Annotated in this window: 17 protein-coding genes and 1 pseudogene; 9 read left to right on the top strand and 9 right to left on the bottom strand. The window is 62.4% G+C overall.

What is annotated here, in order from left to right; all coding sequences use genetic code 11:
• The first annotated feature begins 89 nt into the window (after positions 1-89).
• A complete protein-coding gene (locus tag FF124_RS12125) occupies positions 90-1,412 on the top strand; it encodes an anaerobic sulfatase maturase (RefSeq protein WP_138748755.1) in 1,323 nt (440 codons plus the stop codon).
• 146 nt (positions 1,413-1,558) lie between these two features.
• On the opposite strand, the gene FF124_RS12120 is transcribed toward FF124_RS12125, so the two are convergent.
• The 4 genes and pseudogenes from FF124_RS12120 to mnmC2 all read right to left on the bottom strand — a co-directional run bounded on the left by FF124_RS12120 (position 1,559) and on the right by mnmC2 (position 5,523).
• Positions 1,559-2,503, bottom strand: a complete 945-nt coding sequence (locus FF124_RS12120; RefSeq protein WP_138748754.1) for an XdhC family protein — start codon at positions 2,501-2,503, stop codon at positions 1,559-1,561.
• 17 nt (positions 2,504-2,520) lie between these two features.
• On the bottom strand, positions 2,521-2,706 hold the full coding sequence (locus tag FF124_RS12115; protein WP_187326909.1) for a hypothetical protein: 186 nt from the start codon (positions 2,704-2,706) through the stop codon (positions 2,521-2,523).
• A 421-nt stretch (positions 2,707-3,127) separates the two neighbouring features.
• Positions 3,128-4,540, bottom strand: a pseudogene (locus FF124_RS12110) (DEAD/DEAH box helicase); the annotation flags it as partial.
• Positions 4,541-4,785: 245 nt separating this feature from the next.
• The gene (gene mnmC2, locus FF124_RS12105) at positions 4,786-5,523 is read right to left on the bottom strand and encodes a tRNA (5-methylaminomethyl-2-thiouridine)(34)-methyltransferase MnmC2 (RefSeq protein ID WP_138748752.1); all 738 of its coding nucleotides are present in this window, start codon (positions 5,521-5,523) and stop codon (positions 4,786-4,788) included.
• A 22-nt stretch (positions 5,524-5,545) separates the two neighbouring features.
• Here mnmC2 and FF124_RS12100 point away from each other — a divergent pair, with 22 nt between their 5' ends.
• From FF124_RS12100 to FF124_RS12065, 8 genes are all read left to right on the top strand, one after another.
• Entirely contained in the window at positions 5,546-6,715 is a 1,170-nt protein-coding gene (locus FF124_RS12100; RefSeq protein WP_425462528.1) for an NAD(P)/FAD-dependent oxidoreductase, read from the top strand.
• A gap of 87 nt (positions 6,716-6,802) precedes the next feature.
• Positions 6,803-7,525 carry a DUF1045 domain-containing protein gene (locus tag FF124_RS12095; protein ID WP_138748751.1) on the top strand — a complete coding sequence of 241 codons (723 nt, stop codon included), beginning with the start codon at positions 6,803-6,805 and terminating at the stop codon, positions 7,523-7,525.
• A gap of 90 nt (positions 7,526-7,615) precedes the next feature.
• Positions 7,616-8,551, top strand: coding sequence for an allantoinase PuuE (puuE, locus tag FF124_RS12090; protein ID WP_138748750.1), 936 nt, complete (start codon positions 7,616-7,618; stop codon positions 8,549-8,551).
• The gene (gene uraD / locus FF124_RS12085; protein WP_138748749.1) at positions 8,548-9,042 is read left to right on the top strand and encodes a 2-oxo-4-hydroxy-4-carboxy-5-ureidoimidazoline decarboxylase; all 495 of its coding nucleotides are present in this window, start codon (positions 8,548-8,550) and stop codon (positions 9,040-9,042) included. Before puuE ends, uraD begins: the two co-directional genes overlap by 4 nt.
• 3 nt (positions 9,043-9,045) lie before the next feature.
• Positions 9,046-10,077 (top strand): allantoicase, encoded by a 1,032-nt coding sequence (gene alc / locus FF124_RS12080; protein WP_138748748.1) that lies wholly within the window; start codon positions 9,046-9,048, stop codon positions 10,075-10,077.
• A 1-nt stretch (position 10,078) separates the two neighbouring features.
• Positions 10,079-10,579, top strand: coding sequence for an ureidoglycolate lyase (locus FF124_RS12075; RefSeq protein WP_138748747.1), 501 nt, complete (start codon positions 10,079-10,081; stop codon positions 10,577-10,579).
• A complete protein-coding gene (gene uraH, locus FF124_RS12070) occupies positions 10,576-10,932 on the top strand; it encodes a hydroxyisourate hydrolase (RefSeq protein ID WP_138748746.1) in 357 nt (118 codons plus the stop codon). The genes FF124_RS12075 and uraH overlap by 4 nt, the downstream gene beginning before the upstream one ends.
• Before the next feature lie 4 nt (positions 10,933-10,936).
• Positions 10,937-11,677 carry a metallophosphoesterase family protein gene (locus FF124_RS12065; RefSeq protein WP_138748745.1) on the top strand — a complete coding sequence of 247 codons (741 nt, stop codon included), beginning with the start codon at positions 10,937-10,939 and terminating at the stop codon, positions 11,675-11,677.
• Positions 11,678-11,893: 216 nt separating this feature from the next.
• Here the strand turns inward: FF124_RS12065 and FF124_RS12060 are convergent, their stop codons facing one another.
• The 5 genes from FF124_RS12060 to xdhB all read right to left on the bottom strand — a co-directional run bounded on the left by FF124_RS12060 (position 11,894) and on the right by xdhB (position 18,898).
• Positions 11,894-13,042, bottom strand: coding sequence for an alpha-hydroxy acid oxidase (locus FF124_RS12060; RefSeq protein WP_138748744.1), 1,149 nt, complete (start codon positions 13,040-13,042; stop codon positions 11,894-11,896).
• A 78-nt stretch (positions 13,043-13,120) separates the two neighbouring features.
• The gene (gene guaD / locus FF124_RS12055) at positions 13,121-14,431 is read right to left on the bottom strand and encodes a guanine deaminase (RefSeq protein ID WP_138748743.1); all 1,311 of its coding nucleotides are present in this window, start codon (positions 14,429-14,431) and stop codon (positions 13,121-13,123) included.
• Complete coding sequence (locus tag FF124_RS12050) at positions 14,428-15,669, bottom strand: urate hydroxylase PuuD (RefSeq protein WP_138748742.1); 1,242 nt, start codon at positions 15,667-15,669, stop codon at positions 14,428-14,430. The genes guaD and FF124_RS12050 overlap by 4 nt, the downstream gene beginning before the upstream one ends.
• Before the next feature lie 97 nt (positions 15,670-15,766).
• Positions 15,767-16,603, bottom strand: a complete 837-nt coding sequence (gene xdhC / locus FF124_RS12045; RefSeq protein ID WP_138748741.1) for a xanthine dehydrogenase accessory protein XdhC — start codon at positions 16,601-16,603, stop codon at positions 15,767-15,769.
• A 3-nt stretch (positions 16,604-16,606) separates the two neighbouring features.
• A complete protein-coding gene (gene xdhB / locus FF124_RS12040) occupies positions 16,607-18,898 on the bottom strand; it encodes a xanthine dehydrogenase molybdopterin binding subunit (protein ID WP_138748911.1) in 2,292 nt (763 codons plus the stop codon).
• Positions 18,899-18,906 lie beyond the last annotated feature (8 nt).

Genomic DNA, 18,906 nt, shown 5'->3' with positions numbered 1-18,906 from the left:
AGGTCTTCGGCGACATTCTATTCGGGTCTGTGAGCGGCTCATCTTTCCGGTTTCCGGCCGCGCCGGCAACTTGAGGGAGTGGAAAGCGGATGACCGAACATTTGCCATTTCAGGTCATGGGCAAGCCGATCGGTCCGCGCTGCAATCTGGACTGCACCTATTGCTATTATCTGGAGAAGGAAAACCTTTATCCAGAGACCAAGCGCTTCACTATGTCCGATGCGGTGCTTGAGACTTATATCCGTGACTACCTCGCCTCGCAGGCCGGCTTCCCCGCCCGGGAAATCCGCTTCAACTGGCAGGGCGGTGAGCCGACCATGCTCGGCCTCGACTATTTCCGCCGCATCGTTGAAATGCAGCAAAAATATCTGCCGCGCGGCAAGACGGTCGCCAACACCATCCAGACCAACGGCACACTGCTTGACGACGCATGGTGCGCTTTCCTGAAGGAAAATGATTTTCTCGTCGGCGTCAGCATTGACGGCCCGAGCGCGCTTCACGACCGTTTCCGCACTTACCGCAACGGCCGGCCGAGCCATGATGCCGTGATGGCCGGGATCGAGCGGATAAAGGCGCATGGCGTGGAATTCAACACGCTCTCCGTCGTCAACCGCGAGAATGCGGCCCATCCGAAGGAAGTCTATCGCTTCCTCAAGGACATCGGCTCCACCTATCTTCAGTTCATCCCGATCGTCGAGCGCACGGCTGACGGCCATTCGCTGGCGCCTGCGCCGCAGATCGACGATGACGGCGTATCCTATGACGTGACGCCCTGGAGCGTGCTGCCGCGCGCCTATGGGGATTTCCTTTGCGGCGTCTTCGATGAATGGATCAGAGAGGATGTCGGCCGCGTCTTCGTCCAGTTCTTCGACCTGCAGCTTGGCCTGTGGATGGGGGCTCCGGCGACGATGTGCTGGTTTGCCCAGACCTGCGGCCAGGGGCCGGCGCTGGAGCATAATGGTGACCTCTATGCCTGCGACCACTATGTCTATCCCGAATACCGGCTCGGCAACATCTTGGAAACGCCGATTGCGGAGATGATGGGGTCCGATGGGCAGCGGCAGTTCGGGCTGGACAAGCGCGATGCGCTTCCCGGCCAGTGCAAGAACTGCGATATCCGTTTCGCCTGCAATGGCGGCTGTCCGAAACACCGCTTCGCCAGGACGAAGGATGGGGAACCGGGGCTGAACTATTACTGCCGCTCGACCTCCCGTTTCGTCAAACATGCAGGTCCCGCCATGAAGGTCATGGCCGATCTCGTCCGGGCGGGACGACCGGCATCGGACATCATGGAATTGCGGCGCACCGGCAGGCTGGCCGGCCAGTCGGCGGCATCGGCCAAACCCGGTCGCAACGACCGCTGTCCCTGCGGCAGCGGCCTCAAATACAAGCATTGCTGCGGCCGGCTTTGAGTGAAGGCCGTCAGCGGCCACGGAGCAGACGAAGGTCGGCGCGCCTCGGGCCTTCGCGTCTTACATAATTGGCGCGGTGCGGAAATCATCGGCGGCGCTGATTCCGGTCAGCCGTTCCGGTGTCCGGGACGATGACGGCGCGGTGCTTACGTCAGGCGGGCATGATCGAGGATCTGCGCGAGCACGCCCGAAGCCAGCGAATGCGGGTCGCCTGCATGGGTTACGGGATCGAAGGGGCGGGCCATGCGATCAATAGCGCTGCGGCGCACGCCGATGGCTTCAAGTGCCGCTATGCGTTTTTCATGCGCGCCCGCGCTGCCTTGCGCACCGACATAAAAGGCCGGACTTGAAAGTGCGTGCCAGATCAGCGGCAGTTCCCAGTCATGATCCAGGAAGAACAGGACGACCGCCGTGCGGTGGTCGAGCGCGACGTCTTCCGGCCATTCGGGCGCGGTCATCGGCCGGGCATAATCGATGCCTTCGCGTGTTTGCGCATCGGGGGAGTGAAGCTCTACGGATTGTCCGGCCGCCCTTGCAAGCCTTGCAAAGATTTTCGGTTCCGGACCCTTGCCGAAGACAAGGACGCGCAGGCGCGGCACGACCTGGATCATGAGATCGCCGTCCTTCAGCATGTCGGTCAGCCGCCCGTCCTCGCCGATCGCGATCCCGGCATTGCGGCGATCGCGAAGTGCGGCGGAAGCGCGCTTCAGCACCGTTTGCGAAGGATTGGGGATCAGCGTGATCTCCAGGCCGTCGCCGCAGGGCAGTTGAAGGTCCAGGAAGGGCGAGCCCTTGCCGTAGCGCAGTTTCTTCGGGCGGTCGGTCCGTGCCGCATTGCGGGCGCGGGTCACCACGTCGCGCTCGATACAGCCGGAGGAAAGCGTCCCCGCCGTTTGCCCATCAGCGCCGATGACCATCGCCGCGCCGAGCGGGCGATCGGATGCGCCCTCCACCGCCGTTATGACGGCGATGGAGCAGCCTTCCCGGTCAAGGGCGGCGTCAAGCGGAAAATCCGTTTCCGACACCTGCACCGATGTCAGCGTTGAGGCCAATGTGGTCGCGCTCCGGTGATTGCTCAGCATGTCATTCATACGCTGTCCGCGAAGCTTCAGATCGCCGCCGCTTCGGCGCAAAGCCCGAGTTCTCCAGCGCCATTGGTCTTCGGCGGCGTCGCCACGGCATCGGTGGTGTCCAGGAAACTCACCGTCTGCTCCAAGATGTCGGCATGGACGGCGACCTCGTATTCCGCCATGTCGTGATTGGCGAGGAAGCCGCGCACCCTGTCGAGCACCATCCCCTTGGCGCATCGTGCTTTCCGAAAATCGGAATCGATTTTCGGAAAGCACGATGCGTAGATTCAATAGGTTAGAGCGTCCTTTGTGCGTCCAAATGGACGCACGTCGCTCTAGAGAGCGCCGCGCCAAGGTAAAGCCGACACTGGAAGCCCCGCCGCTTCCGGCGCCAGGACTGCGCAAAGGGCGGATGCAGCCGTGCCGACCTTCAGGGAGCGTCTGCGGATTTTAAAGTCAATGGGGTGGGCATTCTCCCGTCTCTTCTGCCGGCAGACGGGATGCGCTTATCGCTGAGGTTCATGAACGGGTTGGCGGGTTCACGCTGCCTCTGGCCCAAAAGACGGGCCAAACAAATAAAAAGCCCCGCCGGTCTTGCCGGCGGGGCTTTCGCATCAGTTCCCGACCATGTGATCAGGCGCTCTGGCGGCGATCATTCTGGCGGTTGCGCTGGCGGCGCGGACGCGGTTTCGACTGACCATCGCGGCCGGGGCCGTGGCGGTTGGCGCTGTCGCGATGACCGCCGTCGCGGGCATCACCCGCGTGGCGCTGGCCGCCATTGCCGCCGGAGGGGCGGGCGCGACGCGCCGGCTTGCCGGAGGCATTGCCGCCGCGACCGCGGCCGCCGCGACCCTTTGCCGGACGGTCGGCATGGGCATGCGGTTCGCCGGAAGCAATCGCGATCTCGATGCCCGTCAGGCGCTGGATATCACGCAGGAGACCCGATTCCTCGGGCGTGCAGAAGGCGATCGCCTTGCCGTCATTGCCGGCGCGCGCGGTGCGGCCGATGCGGTGGACATAGGCGTCCGCCACTTCCGGCAGGTCGTAATTGTAGACATGGGTCACGCCGGGCACGTCGATGCCGCGCGCAGCCACGTCCGTTGCCACCAGCACGTTGATCTCGCCGGTCTTGAAGGCCTTCAGCGCGCGCTCGCGCTGGCCTTGGCTCTTGTTGCCGTGGATCGAGGCCGTGGCAAAGCCGCGGCTGTCGAGGTGCTTCATGAGCTTTTCCGCGCCGTGTTTGGTGCGCAGGAAAACAATGGCGCGGCCTTCCGGATTGTTGCTCAGTTCCTGCCGAAGAAGCTCGACCTTGTCGGCCTTGCCGGCAACGAAATGCACGGCCTGATCGACCTTGTCGGCGGTCTTGCCGGGCGGTGAAACCTCGACGCGTTCCGGGTTGTTGAGAAAGCGGCTCGACAGGTCGGCGATCGATTTCGGCATGGTGGCCGAAAACAGCATGGTCTGGCGCTGGTCGGGGACCAGCGAGGCAATTTTCTTCAGGTCGTGGATGAAGCCGAGGTCGAGCATCTGGTCGGCCTCGTCGAGGACGAGGAAACGCACGGCGTCAAGCCGGAGCGCGCGGCGATCCAGAAGATCGAGCAGGCGACCGGGCGTGGCAACCAGGATGTCGGTGCCGGCGGCAAGCTGGTGCTGCTGGCGGTTGATGGACGCGCCGCCGACGACGATGTTGACCTTCAGCGGCGTCTTGCGCGCGAAAATGCGCAGGTTCTCGGCGATCTGGTTCACCAGTTCGCGCGTCGGGGCGAGGATCAGCGTCTTTACCGTCTTCGGATCGGGTTTCCTGCCGTTCTGCAGCAGCATGTCGATCAGCGGCAGGCCGAAGGCGGCCGTCTTGCCGGTGCCGGTCTGGGCAAGGCCCATAACATCACGGCCCTCAAGCACCAGCGGGATCGCCTTTTCCTGGATCGGGGTCGGCTTTTCATAGCCTTCCTTGGCGATGCGGGAGACGATCTGGGCGGAGAGGCCGAGTGTGGAAAAATCTGTCAAATCAGTTACGCCTTTCAAGGCATGCCGAAACGCCACCTGAGCCTGGCCCACATGGCCAAAGCCGGTGATTTCGGTTTCAAGAACCCCGCGTGAAGTGGGATCTTATGGGTGGAAAATGCCTTCCGCGCGCCGGGTGGGAGCCCGGTCTTTCATCAAGCGCTTGACCTGACCTTGCCCGAACCGCTGAGGTTCATCTTGGCGGGCATGCTCACGCGGCATGCGAACAGGTGGAAAGCCTGGGCAGTACATGAGGCCTGGTCTGGCAAAAGTCAAGCGGCAAGTTGGTTTGGCGGAAATCAGGGCGCGTCCGGCCGCCTGCCGCAAAGCATCTCCCGTTTGTTCGCAAAACCGCGCGCGCGGGTGACCGAAAAACCCGCTGCCTGGAGGTTGCGGCGCACGAAACCCGCCGCCGTGTAGGTGCCGAATGTGCCGCCCGGTGTGGTATGGCCGAAAACGGTCTGCATCAGCGCGGCAGACCACATGTCGGGATTGCGCGATGGCGCAAAGCCGTCGAGATACCAGGCGTCGAAGCGCTCGGCAGATGCGGTGAGCGATGCGAGCGCGTCGCTGCAATGGACGACAAGCCGCGTCTGCGGATCGAAGTCGATCTCGATCCTATCCGAGGGCTCGTCCGGCCAGCGCGAGACAAGCGCACGCCGTTCTTCCGCGAGCTCCGGCCAGTGCGAAAGCGCGCGGTCAATCGCGGCTGACTTGAGCGGATAGCGTTCGAACGAGGTGAAGCAAAGCCGCGCCGCCGCCGGGCGGAGGCGCTTCCACTGGCGCAGGGTTTCGCAGAAATTGAGCCCCGTGCCGAAGCCGAGTTCGCCTATGGCGAAGTTTCCGCCCGCCTGCCATCGTTCCGTCAAGCGGTTCGCGGCGATGAAGACGTGATTGCACTCGGCCCGTCCGTCGGCCTTCGAATAGAAATGGTCCTGGAAGGCATTCGAAAACGGCATGTCGTTTTCGTGCCAGGCCAGCGTCTCCGCGCCGGTTTTGCTTGCATCAGCGTCGTGTTTGTGGTCCGCATCGCCCATGATGAATGGCGATAATACGAATATGACCGTGCGTCAAAAGACATCCGCAGATCTCGTGATCATCGGCGGCGGGATCATGGGGCTGTGGGCGGCCTATCATGCCGAGAAAGCAGGCATGGATACGCTCTTGGTCGACCGTGAGGCACCGGGCCGCGGCGCCAGCAACGGGCTTCTCGGCGCCCTGATGGCCTATATGCCGGACCAGTGGGACGAGAAGAAGCAGTTCCAGTTCGAGGCGCTGGCAGCGCTTGAGGATCAGCTCCGGCTGCTGGAGGTGGAGACGGGGCTGGAAACAGGGTATCGCCGCTCGGGCCGGGTCATGCCGCTCTATCAGGAGCAGCAGGTCCGGACCGCGCGCCTTCGCGCGGACGAAGCGGCGCGGAACTGGCGGTTCGGTGATCAATCTTTCGAATGGAACGTGGTCGAGGAGCCGCCGGATGCGGGCTGGCCGTCAAGGCGCGAAGCAGCGCTCGCCTATGTCCATGAAACGCTCGCCGCCCATGTCGCGCCGCGCGGCGTCGTTGCCGCCCTCAAGGCCTTTTTTGCGACCGCCCGCCATGTTCGGATCATCCGCGAAGACGTTGCCGCAATCGATGCCGAAGCGCATCGCATCGTGCTTTCGGACGGGGAATGTATGGGTTTCGGCAAGGCCATCGTCTCGGCCGGCGTCGGGGCCTTTTCGCTTCTGCAGCCTTTATGGGCGCCGCAAGGTCAGCCGCTTGGTCGTCCGGTCAAGGGACAGGCGGCGCTGCTTGCCGCCGATTGCGATCCGGCTCTGCCGATCTTCTTCGACAACGGCCTTTACGTCATCGCCCATGCAGGCGGCCGGGTCGCGATCGGCTCCACGTCGGAGGATGATTTCGGAGATCCTTGTTCGACAGACGACAAACTCGAGGCGTTGATCGCTGCCGCCCGCGCCGCCATCCCGGCGCTCCGCGATGCGCCGGTCATCGAGCGCTGGGCGGGGCTACGCCCGCGCGGCGTCCATCGCGAACCGATGATCGGGGCGCTGCAATGCGCGCCCGACGTGATTGCGCTTGGCGGCGGCTTCAAGACGAGTTTCGGCATCGCAAACCGGCTCGCCGACCATGCGATTGGCCTTGCCAGCGGTAACACCCCTTCCGCGCAGGACTTACCGGACATTTATAGTCTCGAAATCTACTTGCGGCGCGCCAATAAAAAACACGGTTAGTTCAGTAAAAACCGGATTCTCGTCGTATCAGTGTCATCGGAATCACGTATCGCAGGTCATGTTCATCTGTATTTTCGCGTGATCCCGATGCCCTCCGACCAGCCACGTTATGCCATCAGCTTCACCCCGGCGCCGCATGAGGCGCTCGGCATTGTCGGGGCCAACTGGATCGGTCGCAATGCCTATTCCGGCCAGTCGATCGAGCCGCCGATGATCGGCGGCATGTCGCTGTCGGAAATTGCCTTTCACACCGCGCTTCCGCGACGCTACGGCTTCCAGGGCATGCTGAAATCGCCGTTTCATCTCGCCGAAGGCGCTAGCGAGGCGCTTCTGCTGAATGCGCTGATGCGGTTCGCCACGGGCTGGAAGCCATTCTTTCTGCCGCCACTGAAGGTCGTGCGACGGCGCGACAGCCTGGCCTTTGCCCCCGCCATTGCCGTGCCCGCGCTTGATGAGCTCGCCGCCGCCGTGGTGTCCGAGTTCGATCCGTTCCGCGCACCCCTGAGCGAGGCGGAGCTGGAGCGGCGCGATACCGGCGCTTTGTCGCCGGTGCAGTTTGCCAATCTCCACCGCTGGGGGGAGCCGGACGTGATGTCGGCCTTCGCCTTCCATATGCCGCTGACAGGCCCGCTTCAGCCGCGCGACATGGAACGGATGGAACGCGCGGCGCTGGAGTTCTTCGGCCCGATCCTGGCCGAACCCGTGGAGTTCGAGAACATAGCCCTCTTCGTCGAGGAGGAGCCGGGGGCGCCGTTCTGTGTTCACTCCCTCCATCCCATGGGCGCGCTTCCGGCCCGGCGGATCGCCTGAGAGACTTGATTTCTGTGACTTTTATCCCTTTCCTCTTTCTGTATCCGGGTGGGTGGAGTACCGTCGGACGATACTGGAAATGAGGCTTGCATGAGTGCTGAGACGAGCGGGTATCCGCGCGAACTGATTGGCTATGGGCGCAATGCGCCAGACCCGAAATGGCCCGGAGATGCCCGCATTGCGGTGCAGTTCGTCATCAATTACGAGGAAGGCGGCGAGAGCTGCATTCTCGACGGCGATCCGGCGTCGGAGAGCCTCTTGTCGGAGATCGTCGGCGCGGCCGCCTGGCCCGGCCAGCGCAATCTCAACATGGAATCGCTTTACGAATACGGCGCGCGCGCCGGCTTCTGGCGGCTTTACCGGCTGTTTACGGGGTTGAAGATCCCGGTCACGGTCTACGGCGTGACGCGCGCCATGGAGCGCAATCCGGAAGCGGTCGCCGCGATGAAGGAAGCGGGTTGGGAGATCGCCAGCCACGGTCTGCGCTGGCTGGAATACAAGGATTTCGACATCGAGACCGAGCGCGCCCATATCCGCGAGGCAGTGCGGCTGCACGCGGAACTGACGGGCGAGCGGCCCTACGGGCTTTACCAGGGCAAGCCCTCGGTCAACACGCTCGATCTGGTGATGGAAGAGGGCGGCTTTCTCTATTCCTCCGATACCTATGCCGATGATTTGCCCTATTGGGTGAAGACGCCGGACGGCAAGCCCTTCCTGCGCATTCCCTATACGCTCGACAACAATGACATGCGCTTTGCCACGCCGCAGGGCTTCAATTCCGGCGAGCAGTTCTACGCCTATCTGAAGGACGCCTTCGACACGCTTTACGAGGAAGGCCGGCAGGGTGCGCCGAAGATGATGTCGGTTGGCCTGCATTGCCGTCTCGTCGGCAAGCCGGGCCGGACGGCGGCGCTGAGACGCTTCCTCGAATATGTCGAGACCCATGACAGGGTGTGGATACCCCGTCGCATCGATATTGCCCGCCACTGGTACGACCATCATTTGCCCAAGGAAGACGCCCCATGATCGCACGCGAAGAGTTTGTCAGCCGGTTCGGCGGCGTTTTCGAATATTCCCCCTTCATCGCCGAGCGCGCTTATGATCAGGGCCTTGTGTCAGAGCCTCTGACGGCCGATGACGTGCATCAGGCGCTGTGCACGATGTTTCGCGCGGCAAGCGACGAGGAGCGTCTCGGCGTGTTGCGCAAGCATCCGGACCTTGCAGGGAAACTCGCGGTTTCGGGAGAGTTGACGGAGGAAAGCAAGCGCGAGCAGGCCGGCGCCGGGCTCGATCGGCTGAGCCCTGAAGAGCATGCGGAGTTTACGAGACTCAATTCCGCCTATATAGAGAAATTCCAATTTCCTTTCATTATTGCAGTCAGCGGGCTCAATAAGGACGATATTCTCGCCGCCTTCAAACGCCGGATCGACAATTCCGCCGCGGAGGAGCTGGCTACCGCCTGTCACCAGGTCGAGAAGATCGCCGGGTTCCGCCTGCAATCCCTTCTCGCGGAGTAATTGATGTCCGAACAAGAAACGAGTGTGGCCCTGCCCGATTTCGCCGTGGGCGCGATCAACCTTGCCTCGGCGCGGCTTGGCGCACGCGCCATTTACGCAACCGACCAGTTCTTCGCGCCGCTGGCGCGCATGCTGAAGGACGATTCGCCCGTCTTCCTGCCCGGCGAATATGACGAGCACGGCAAATGGATGGATGGCTGGGAAAGCCGCAGAAAACGCGTGCCGGGCCATGACTGGGCGATCGTCCGCCTTGCCATGCCGGGCCGTATTCGCGGCTTCGATGTCGATACCTCGCACTTCACCGGCAATTATCCGCCGCAATGTTCCATCGAGGGCTGCTACATGGAAAGCGGCGACCCGGACGAGAACGCCGACTGGCAGGAGGTTCTGGCGCAATCCGATCTCGGACCGGACAGCCATCATTATTTCGAGATGGACCAGGATACCCGCCAGAAGGTCTTTACCCATCTGAGGGTCCATATCTATCCAGATGGCGGCATCGCCCGGCTCCGCGCCTATGGCTCGGCCTATTTCAACTGGGACAAGGTCGGCGACGGCGAGGAGGTCGATCTTGCCTATATCTTCGGCGGCACCCATGCGCTGCACTGGTCGGATGCCCATTACGGCCATCCCGACCGCACGCTTGCCCCCGGACGCGGCGTCAACATGGGCGACGGCTGGGAAACCGCCCGCCGGCGCGGTCCCGGCCATGACTGGATGATCCTGAAGCTCGGTCATCCGGGCATCATCCGCCGGATCGTCGTCGATACCGCGCATTTCAAGGGCAATTTCCCCGACACCTGCATGTTGCTCGGCGCCAACCTGCCGGAGCAGAATGACGTGTTCTCGCCGGAAGAGCTTGCGGCCTCGGAAAACTGGGCGCCGATCCTGGACCAGACCAAGCTTCAGGCCGACAATATCCATGAGTTCTCCGGCGCTTCGGTGAACAATATCGGTCCGATAACGCATGTCCGGCTGGCAATCTTCCCCGATGGCGGGATCAGCCGCCTGCGACTTTACGGAGTGAAGGCATAAGATGAGCATCAGGCTGCCCGTCGAGAAACTGACCCCGGAAGCCTTCGCGCCCTTTGGCACGGTGATCGCGCCCGATCCGGCGAGGGCGAAGTCGATCAATGGCGGGACGACCACGCGCTTCCATGCGCTGGCGACCTGTGAGGCGCTCGGCACGGATGCCGAGGTGATCATCAATATCTTCCGGGGAAGCCCGCGCCGCTTTCCCTATCAGGTCGACATGATGGAGCGGCACCCGCTCGGCAGCCAGAGCTTTTCGCCGCTTTCGCCGCGGCCCTTCCTCGTCGTCGTTGCCGAGGATCATGGCGGCACGCCGGCCAAGCCGCGCGTGTTTCTCGCCGAGAATGGTGAGGGGATCAATTACCGCGCCAATGTCTGGCACCACCCGCTGATGGCGCTTGGCGAAACGAGCGATTTTCTGGTTGTCGACCGGGGCGGTCCCGGCGACAATCTGGAGGAATATATCTATCCCGCCTTGTTCACCATCGAGGAGATTGACCTTTGACCGGCCTCACCACCCATGTTCTCGACACCGCGCTCGGCCAGCCCGCTTCCGATATGAAGATCGATCTCTATCGTCTGCACGGCGAGAAGCGGGATTTCATCAAGACGGTCTATACCAATGATGACGGCCGCGTTGACGGCGGGCCGATCATTGCCGGGAATGACCTGGAGGTCGGGCAGTATGAACTGGTCTTCCACGCCGGCGAATATCTCAGGCGCAGCGGCGCGACGCTGACGGAACCGGCCTTTCTGGAAGATATTCCGCTGCGTTTCGCCATCGCCGACGTGACGGCGCATTATCACGTGCCGCTGCTGCTGTCCGCCCACGCCTTTTCGACCTATCGCGGAAGTTGATCCCATGAAGATTGCAGCACTCGCCGACATCCATGGCAATATCGATGCGCTGGAGGCGGTGCTGGCCGATCTCGAGCGCCATAGGCCCGATACGATCGTCAATCTTGGCGACAGCCTGTCCTCGCCGCTTGCTGCCGGCGAGACGGCTGACCGGCTTCTGCCGATGTCATTGCCCACGGTGCGCGGCAATCATGACCGTTGTCTGGTCGATCGGCCGGAAAGCGAGATGGGCGACTGGGAGGCCCCGGCCTTTCGTCAGCTTTCCGCCGCACACCTGCAGTGGATCCGCGACATGCCGAGCGCGCTGGTGGTCGAAGGCGAGGTCTATCTATGCCACGCCACGCCGCAAAAGGACGACGTGATGTGGACCGAGGAACTGCTGCCGTCCGGCCATTTTGCGCTGAAGGAGCAGGCTGAAATCGAAGCGCTGGCGGAAGGCATTTCCTATCCGCTGATCCTGTGTGGCCACTCCCACATTGCCCGCTCGGTGTTGCTTTCCGGCGACCGGATCCTCGTCAATCCCGGCTCCGTCGGCTGCCCCGGTTTTACCTATCACATTCCTGTCGACCACAAGCTGGAAACGGCACACCCGTTCGCCTGCTATGCCATCATCGAGAAGACCAACGCCGGCTGGCAGCCAACTTTCCATCAGGTCCGTTACGATACATCCCGCATGGCCGCGCTGGCGCGAAACGCAGGGTATGAGGACTGGGCGCGTGTGATCGCGACGGGGCGGGTCGAATAGGCGCTGTTGCGCGGCCGTTTGTTGATGAGAAGAAGGAGGTTTCGCCGCATCCTCTTGTGTCATGCTTGGACTTGATCCGAGCATCCATTCTGCTCAGTTTATTCAGCACTGAGCATTGTTGCTAAGGTTTTGCGCGTCCGCCTGGATCCTCGTGTCAAGCACGAGGATGACGCAGAAAAAGCGTTGCATCTCTTTGCGCGCCGAAACATTTTCGTCTCAAAACCCCACCTTCGCGATAATCTCCCGATCAATCTCCTCGATATCGCGCTTGCCGCAAAGGGCCATGGTCACGTCGAGCTCCTTGCGGATGATGTCGAGGGCGCGGGTGACGCCTTTCTTGCCCATGGCGCCGAGGCCGTAGAGATAGGGACGGCCGATATAAGTGCCCTTCGCGCCGAGCGCGCGGGCCTTCAGCACGTCCTGGCCGGAGCGGATGCCGCCATCCATGTGGATTTCGATATCGCCCTGAACCGCATCGACGATTTCCGGCAGGACCGAGATCGAGGAGCGCGCGCCGTCAAGCTGGCGGCCGCCATGGTTGGAAACGATGATCGCATCCGCGCCGGTCTTTGCCGCCATCTTCGCGTCCTCGGCATCGAGCACGCCCTTCAGGATCAGCGGTCCGCCCCAGCGTTCCTTGATCCAGTCGACATCGGCCCAGGAGAGCTTGGGGTCGAACTGTTCGGCGGTCCAGACCGCAAGCGAGGAGAGGTCGGAGGAGGCCGGCGCGTGGCCGACGATATTGCGGAAGGTGCGTCGCTTGGTCTGAAGCATCTCCAGCGCCCAAAAGGGCCGCGTGCCGACCTGCCAGACATGTTTCGGCGTGAATTTCGGCGGGGTCGAAAGCCCGTTGACGAGGTCCTTGTGACGCTGGCCGAGGATCTGCAGGTCAAGTGTGAGCACCAGTGCGCCGCATTTGGCCGCCTTTGCCCGGTCGATCAGATCGCCGACGAAGCCGCGGTCCTTCATCACGTAAAGCTGGAACCAGAAAGGCTCATTCGTGTGTTCTGCCACATCCTCGATCGAGCAGACGCTCATGGTCGACAGCGTGAAGGGAACGCCTGCCTCTTCCGCGGCCTGTGCCGCCAGGATCTCGCCATCGGCATGCTGCATGCCGCAAAGCCCGGTCGGGGCCAGCGCGACCGGCATCGATACCTTGCGGCCGATCATCGTCGTTTCCAGCGAGCGGTCGGTCATGTCGACCAGCACGCGCTGGCGCAGGTTGATCCTGGCGAAATCCGTCTCATTGGCGCGGTAGGTGCTTTCCGTCCATGCGCCGCTGTCGGCATAGTCGTAAAACATCTTCGGCACGCGCCATTTCGCGCGCTTCTTCAGGTCGGCAATGGTTAACGGCTCTGAAAACATGAGCTCCTCCCGCGTCAAATCGGAGTGTTCTTTTTACATACGCGTTGATCTCTGCCAACTATCTTTGGAACGCCGCGCTTACAAAGCGGACTTCGCCGGACTTCCCGCGACATAGGTTTCGGCTATCGCCCTGTCGTCCCCCATTGTCTGCAACAGGAAGAGTTCTTCCACAAGGGTGGTGATGGCGTCCATCTTCAGCGCCATGGCGGGCGTGGCGCGGGCGTCGAGCACCACGAGATCGGCATCGCTGTCAGGGGCAAGCGTGCCGATCCGCTCGGAAAGCGAAAGCGCCTCGGCATTGCCCAGCGTCATCGCGAAGAAGCTTTCGAGAGGGTTGAGGCGTTCGCCGCGCAATTGCTGGATCTTGTAGGCCTCGTCCATAGTCTTCAGCATGGAATAGTTGGTGCCGCCGCCGATATCGGTGGCAACGGCAATGCGCACGGGCTTGTCTCGGGTCTCGTAATCCTTGAAGGGGAACAGGCCCGAGCCGAGGAAGAGGTTGGATGTGGGGCAGTGGACGGCGACCGCGCCGGTCTCGTTGAGCACGTCGCGTTCCCGTTCGGAAAGGTGGATCGCATGGCCGAGAAGGGTTTTTGCGCCCAAAAGGTCATAGCGGGCATAGATGTCCGTATAGTCCTGCGCTTCGGGATAGAGTTCCAGCGCGCGCGCAATCTCTGCGGTGTTTTCGGACAGATGGGTCTGGATATGTAGGTCGGGAAACTCTCGCGCCAGCGCGCCGGTCACTTCCATCTGTTCGTGCGAGGAAGTCAGCGCGAAACGCGGCGAGATGACGACGTGGTTGCGCGCCTTGCCATGCCAGTCGGCAATCACCGCCTTGGTGTCGTCATAGGCCGATTGCGGCGTATCGGTCAGCGCTTCCGGCGCGTTGCAGTCCATCAGCACCTTGCCGCCGAGCATCAGCATGTTGCGTTTCGACGCTTCGGCGAAATAGGCGTCGGCGGAGGCCTTGTGCACCGAGCAATAGGCGACCGCCGTGGTCGTGCCCTGGCGGATCATCTCGTCGAAGAAGGAAACGGCAATGCGTGCGCCATGGGCGGGATCGGCGAAGCGCTGCTCCTCGACGAAGGTGTAGGTGTTGAGCCATTCCAGAAGATTGGCGGCATAGGAGCCGATCACCTGCATCTGCGGAAAGTGAAGATGCGTGTCGATGAGGCCCGGCAGGATCAGGTTCGGCCGGTGGTCGACGACTTCACAGTCTTCCGGCGCATCCAGCAGCACGGTCTCAAAAGGCCCAAACGCCAAAATGCGGCCCTCTGAAATCAGCAGGCCGCCATCGTCCTCGTATACATAGCTTTCGGTGTCCGAGATGGACAGAGGCCGGCGATTGAAGCTCAGGAGCCGGCCTCTCAGGATGCGTGGCGGGGTCATTCAGCCTTCTTTCCGCTGGTGCTGGATTTGTACCAGGCCACCAGTTTCGCCCGTTCGTCATCCGTCATGCTGGTGACGTTGCCGGGCGGCATGGCATGGCTGCGGGCTGCCTGCAGGTAAATCTGTCCGGCGCGCGATGCAATCTCCGCATCGGTTTCGAAGCGGACATTGAGCGGCGGGCGGTGAATGCCCTCCCAGACGGGCTCAGCCGCATGGCACATGGAACAGCGCGATGAGACGATTTCCTTCGCCGATGCGAAATGCGGGTCCTGCGCGAACTTCTCGAAGGCGGGCGCGACGGCCATGTTCGGGTCCTCTGCCGTAAACATTCTCGGCGATGTCGAAAGCCACATCATCAGGATGAAGATGATCGCCGTCAGCAGCCATGTCCAGTTGGGCTGGCCTTTGCGGGCATGCATCGTGTTGAAATAGTGCCGGATCGTGACGCCCATGAGGAAGACAAGGGCGGCGATCACCCAGTTGAAGGTGGTGGCAAAGGTCAGTGGATAGTGGTTCGACAGCATGAAGAAGATGACGGGCAGCGTCAGGTAGTTGTTATGCGTCGAGCGCTGCTTGGCTTCCTTGCCGAGCTTCGGGTCCGGCACCCTGCCGGCCTTCAGATCGGCGACCACGATCTTCTGGTTCGGGATGATGACGAAGAAGACGTTCGCCGTCATGATCGTCGCGGTGAAGGCGCCCATATGCAGGAAGGCGGCGCGACCGGTGAAGACATGGGTATAGCCCCAGGCCATCAGGATCAGCAGCACATAGAGCAGCAGCATCAGCCCGACGGTGTGTTTGCCGAGCGGTGATTTGCACAGATAGTGGTAGAACAGCCAGCCGATCGACAGCGAGGCCAGCGAGATCAGGATGGCGACCCAGGCAGAGACGTCGAGTACGGAGCGATTGACGAGGAACAGGTCGGCGCCGCCGTAATAGACCAGCACCAGCATCAGGAAGCCGGAAACCCATGTCATGTAGGATTCCCATTTGAACCACACCAGATGCTCCGGCATGCGCTCGGGCGCGACCATGTATTTCTGGATGTTGTAGAAGCCGCCGCCGTGGACCTGCCACTCCTCGCCGCTCACCCCTTCCGGCATGCCGGGACGCGCGATCAGCCCCAGGTCCAGCGCGATGAAATAGAAGGATGAGCCGATCCAGGCGATGGCCGTGACGACATGCAGCCAGCGCACGGCAAATTGCGCCCATTCCCAGAAAATGGCCAGTTCAAACATAAATTGTGCCCCCAAACGTCAGATGCGGGAATGATGCGAAATTTTGCCGCGAAAAAAAAGTGCCGGAGCGCAAAGAAGACAAATTAGTTGAGCCTTTTCAGTTCTTTGCTCGTTCTGCGGGCAGCCTGCCTGCTTTTGCGGCAGAAATGACGTGGATAAGTTCACTTGCAACCAAGGCGGCAATCACGGCCGGGCGCTTGTCGGCAACCCCGGCGCCGATCGGCATGGTCAGCCGCGAGAGCTCTGTTTCGCTTAAGCCTTCCTTCCGCGCAAAATTCAGGAACGTCGCCCGCTTGGTCTTCGAACCGATCATGCCGCAATAGGAAAGATCGTCGCGTTTCAGCGCTTCCGTCGCGATCAGAAAATCGAGCGCATGGTCATGGGTGAGGATGACGGCGGCGCTGCCTGAAGGCATGCGCGCGACCTCGGCCTCGGGCATTGGCGACAGGCGGAGCTCGACGGTCCCCGGCAGCGGGTCGTCCAATTCCGGACGGGTTTCGATCACAGTCGTGTTGAAGGGCAGGGGAGCAAGCGCCTGCGCGAGCGCCATGCCGACATGACCGCCGCCGAAAATATAGACCGAGGGGTTTGACGCCGCGTCCTCCGCAAGCGCGTTCAGCAGGCGATCGACTGTGCCGGCATCCGCGACCTCAAAGGCGAGGATGGTACGCCCGCCGCAGCATTGGCCGATCTCGGGGCCGAGGGGAATGTCGAGCCGCAGCGGCGCGTCATGACCCTTCAGCAGACGCCGGGCATGATCGATCGCGAGATATTCGAGCTGGCCGCCGCCGATCGTTCCGCAGGTTGCGTCAATTGAAACGGCCATCACCGCGCCTGCCTCGCGCGGCGTCGAGCCCCTGATCTCGGCCACCGTGACAATGACGGCGGCCGGATGATCCTCGAAAAAACGCCGGAATGTCGCGACCTCGCTCATGCCTCACGCCTTCTTCATCCGCTCCACCGCCATCAGCACGCGTTCGGGCGTTGCCGGTGCGTCGAGCCTGGGGCAGACGCGGTAGTCGGCGACGCTGGCAACGGCCATGGAGATTGCCTCCAGCGCCGAAATCGCCAGCATGAAGGGCGGTTCGCCGACGGCCTTGGAACGGCCGATGGTCGGTTCGCGGTTTTCGGAGAAATCGGTGAGCTTGACGTTGAAGATCTTCGGCCGGTCGGAGGCAAGCGGGATCTTGTAGGTGGACGGCGCATGGGTGCGAAGGCGTCCCTTGTCGTCCCACCACAATTCCTCCGTCGTCAGCCAGCCGAGCCCCTGCACGAAACCGCCCTCGATCTGGCCGATATCGATGGTCGGGTTCAGCGACCGCCCGGCATCGTGGAGAATGTCGGTGCGGTCGAACAGATATTCGCCGGTGAGCGTATCGATCGAGACCTCGGTGCAGGCAGCGCCATAGGCGAAATAGTAAAAAGGCCGGCCCTTGCCCGCCGCGCGGTCCCAATGGATCTTCGGCGTCTTGTAGAAGCCCGCCGCCGAAAGCTGGATACGGGCGAAATAGGCGGCCTTGATCAGGTCGGGGAAAGGAATTTCTTCCTTTCCGATACGCACCCGGTTCGGCAGGAATTCGATTTCCTCCGGCGCGACATTCCAGTGTTCGGCGGCAAAGGCGACCAGCCGGTCGCGGATCTGCATCGCGCCGTTCCAGGCAGCCATGCCGTTGAGGTCGGAGCCCGAGGACGCGGCGGTGGCAGACGTGTTCGGCACCTTGCCGGTCGTCGTCGCGGTGATCTTCACCCGTTCGAGGTCGATCTGGAAGACGTCGGCGACCACCTGGGCGACTTTGATGTAAAGCCCCTGGCCCATCTCCGTGCCGCCGTGATTGAGCTGAACCGAGCCGTCCTGATAGACATGGACGAGCGCGCCGGCCTGGTTGAAGGCGGTCATGGTGAAGGAGATGCCGAATTTCACCGGCGTCAGCGCAATGCCCTTCTTGATCACCGGGCTCGTCTCGTTGAAATCGATGATCGCCTGGCGGCGGGTGCGGTAGTCGGCGCTTGCCTCCAGTTCCTCGACCACGCGCAGGATGATGTTGTCCTCCACCGTCTGGTGATAGGGCGTCACATCCCGGCCGGAGCCGTTGGGGCCGTAGAAATTCGCTTTGCGGATATCGAGCGGGTCTTTCTGCAGCGCATAGGCGATTTCCTCGATGAAGCGCTCGCCCGCCAGCATGCCCTGCGGCCCGCCGAAACCGCGATAGGCGGTGTTCGAGCAGGTATGCGTCTTCAAGGGTCGGGAGACCATGTGCACGTTCGGATAATAATAGGAACTGTCGGCGTGAAACAGCGTGCGGTCGGTCACCGGCCCTGAAAGGTCGGAGGAAAAGCCGCAACGCCCGGCAAAGGTCGTGTCCACGCCCTCGATCACGCCGTCATCGTCAAAGCCGATATCGTAATAGGCGACGAAATCGTGGCGCTTGCCGGTGATCACCATGTCCTCGTCGCGGTCGGGGCGGACCTTGATCGCGCGGTTGAGCTTCTTGGCCGCAAGGGCCGCGATCGCGGCAAAGCCGTTGCCCTGGGTCTCCTTGCCGCCGAAGCCGCCGCCCATGCGTCGCTGATAGACGGTGACGGCGTTGGACGGAATATCGAGCACATGGCCGACGATATGCTGGATCTCGCTTGGATGCTGTGTGGACGACCAGACGGCCACCTCGTCATCCTCGCCGGGTATGGCGAGCGCGATCTGGCTTTCGAGATAGAAATGCTCCTGCCCGCCGATCTCCATCTCGCCGGTGATCCTGCGGGGCGCCTTGTCGAGCGCGGCCTTCGCATCGCCGCGCTGAAGCGTCATCGGGGTGATGACATTGGGCGCGTCATTGGCAATCGCGTCGCGCACATTGGTCCAGAAGGGCAGGTCCTCATAGGTGATCTTCGCAAGCCGCGCCGCCGCGCGGGCCTGATGCCGGGTCTCGGCGATCACCGCGAACATGATCTGTCCGTGATACTCGACCTCGTCATTGGCAAAGAGCGGCTCGTCGTGATTGCCGCCCGAGGAAATGTCATTGGTGCCGGGCACATCCTTCGCCGACAGCACGGCGACGACGCCGGGGGCTTCGGCCACCGCCGACAGGTCCATCGCGGCAATGCGCGCATGCGGCCGCTCGGAAAGGCCGAGGCCGACATGCAGAAGGCCTGCGGGTTCGGGAATGTCGTCGATATATTCAGCGGTGCCGGCCACATGCTTGTGGGCGGAATCGTGAACACGAGGCTTGTGCATGCCGCCCG

It is taken from the genome of Martelella lutilitoris, from assembly GCF_005924265.1.
In the GTDB taxonomy this organism is placed as follows: Bacteria; Pseudomonadota; Alphaproteobacteria; order Rhizobiales; family Rhizobiaceae; genus Martelella; species Martelella lutilitoris.
Note: the sequence above shows the minus strand (reverse complement) of the source record. Positions and strands in the feature narration are given on the sequence as shown.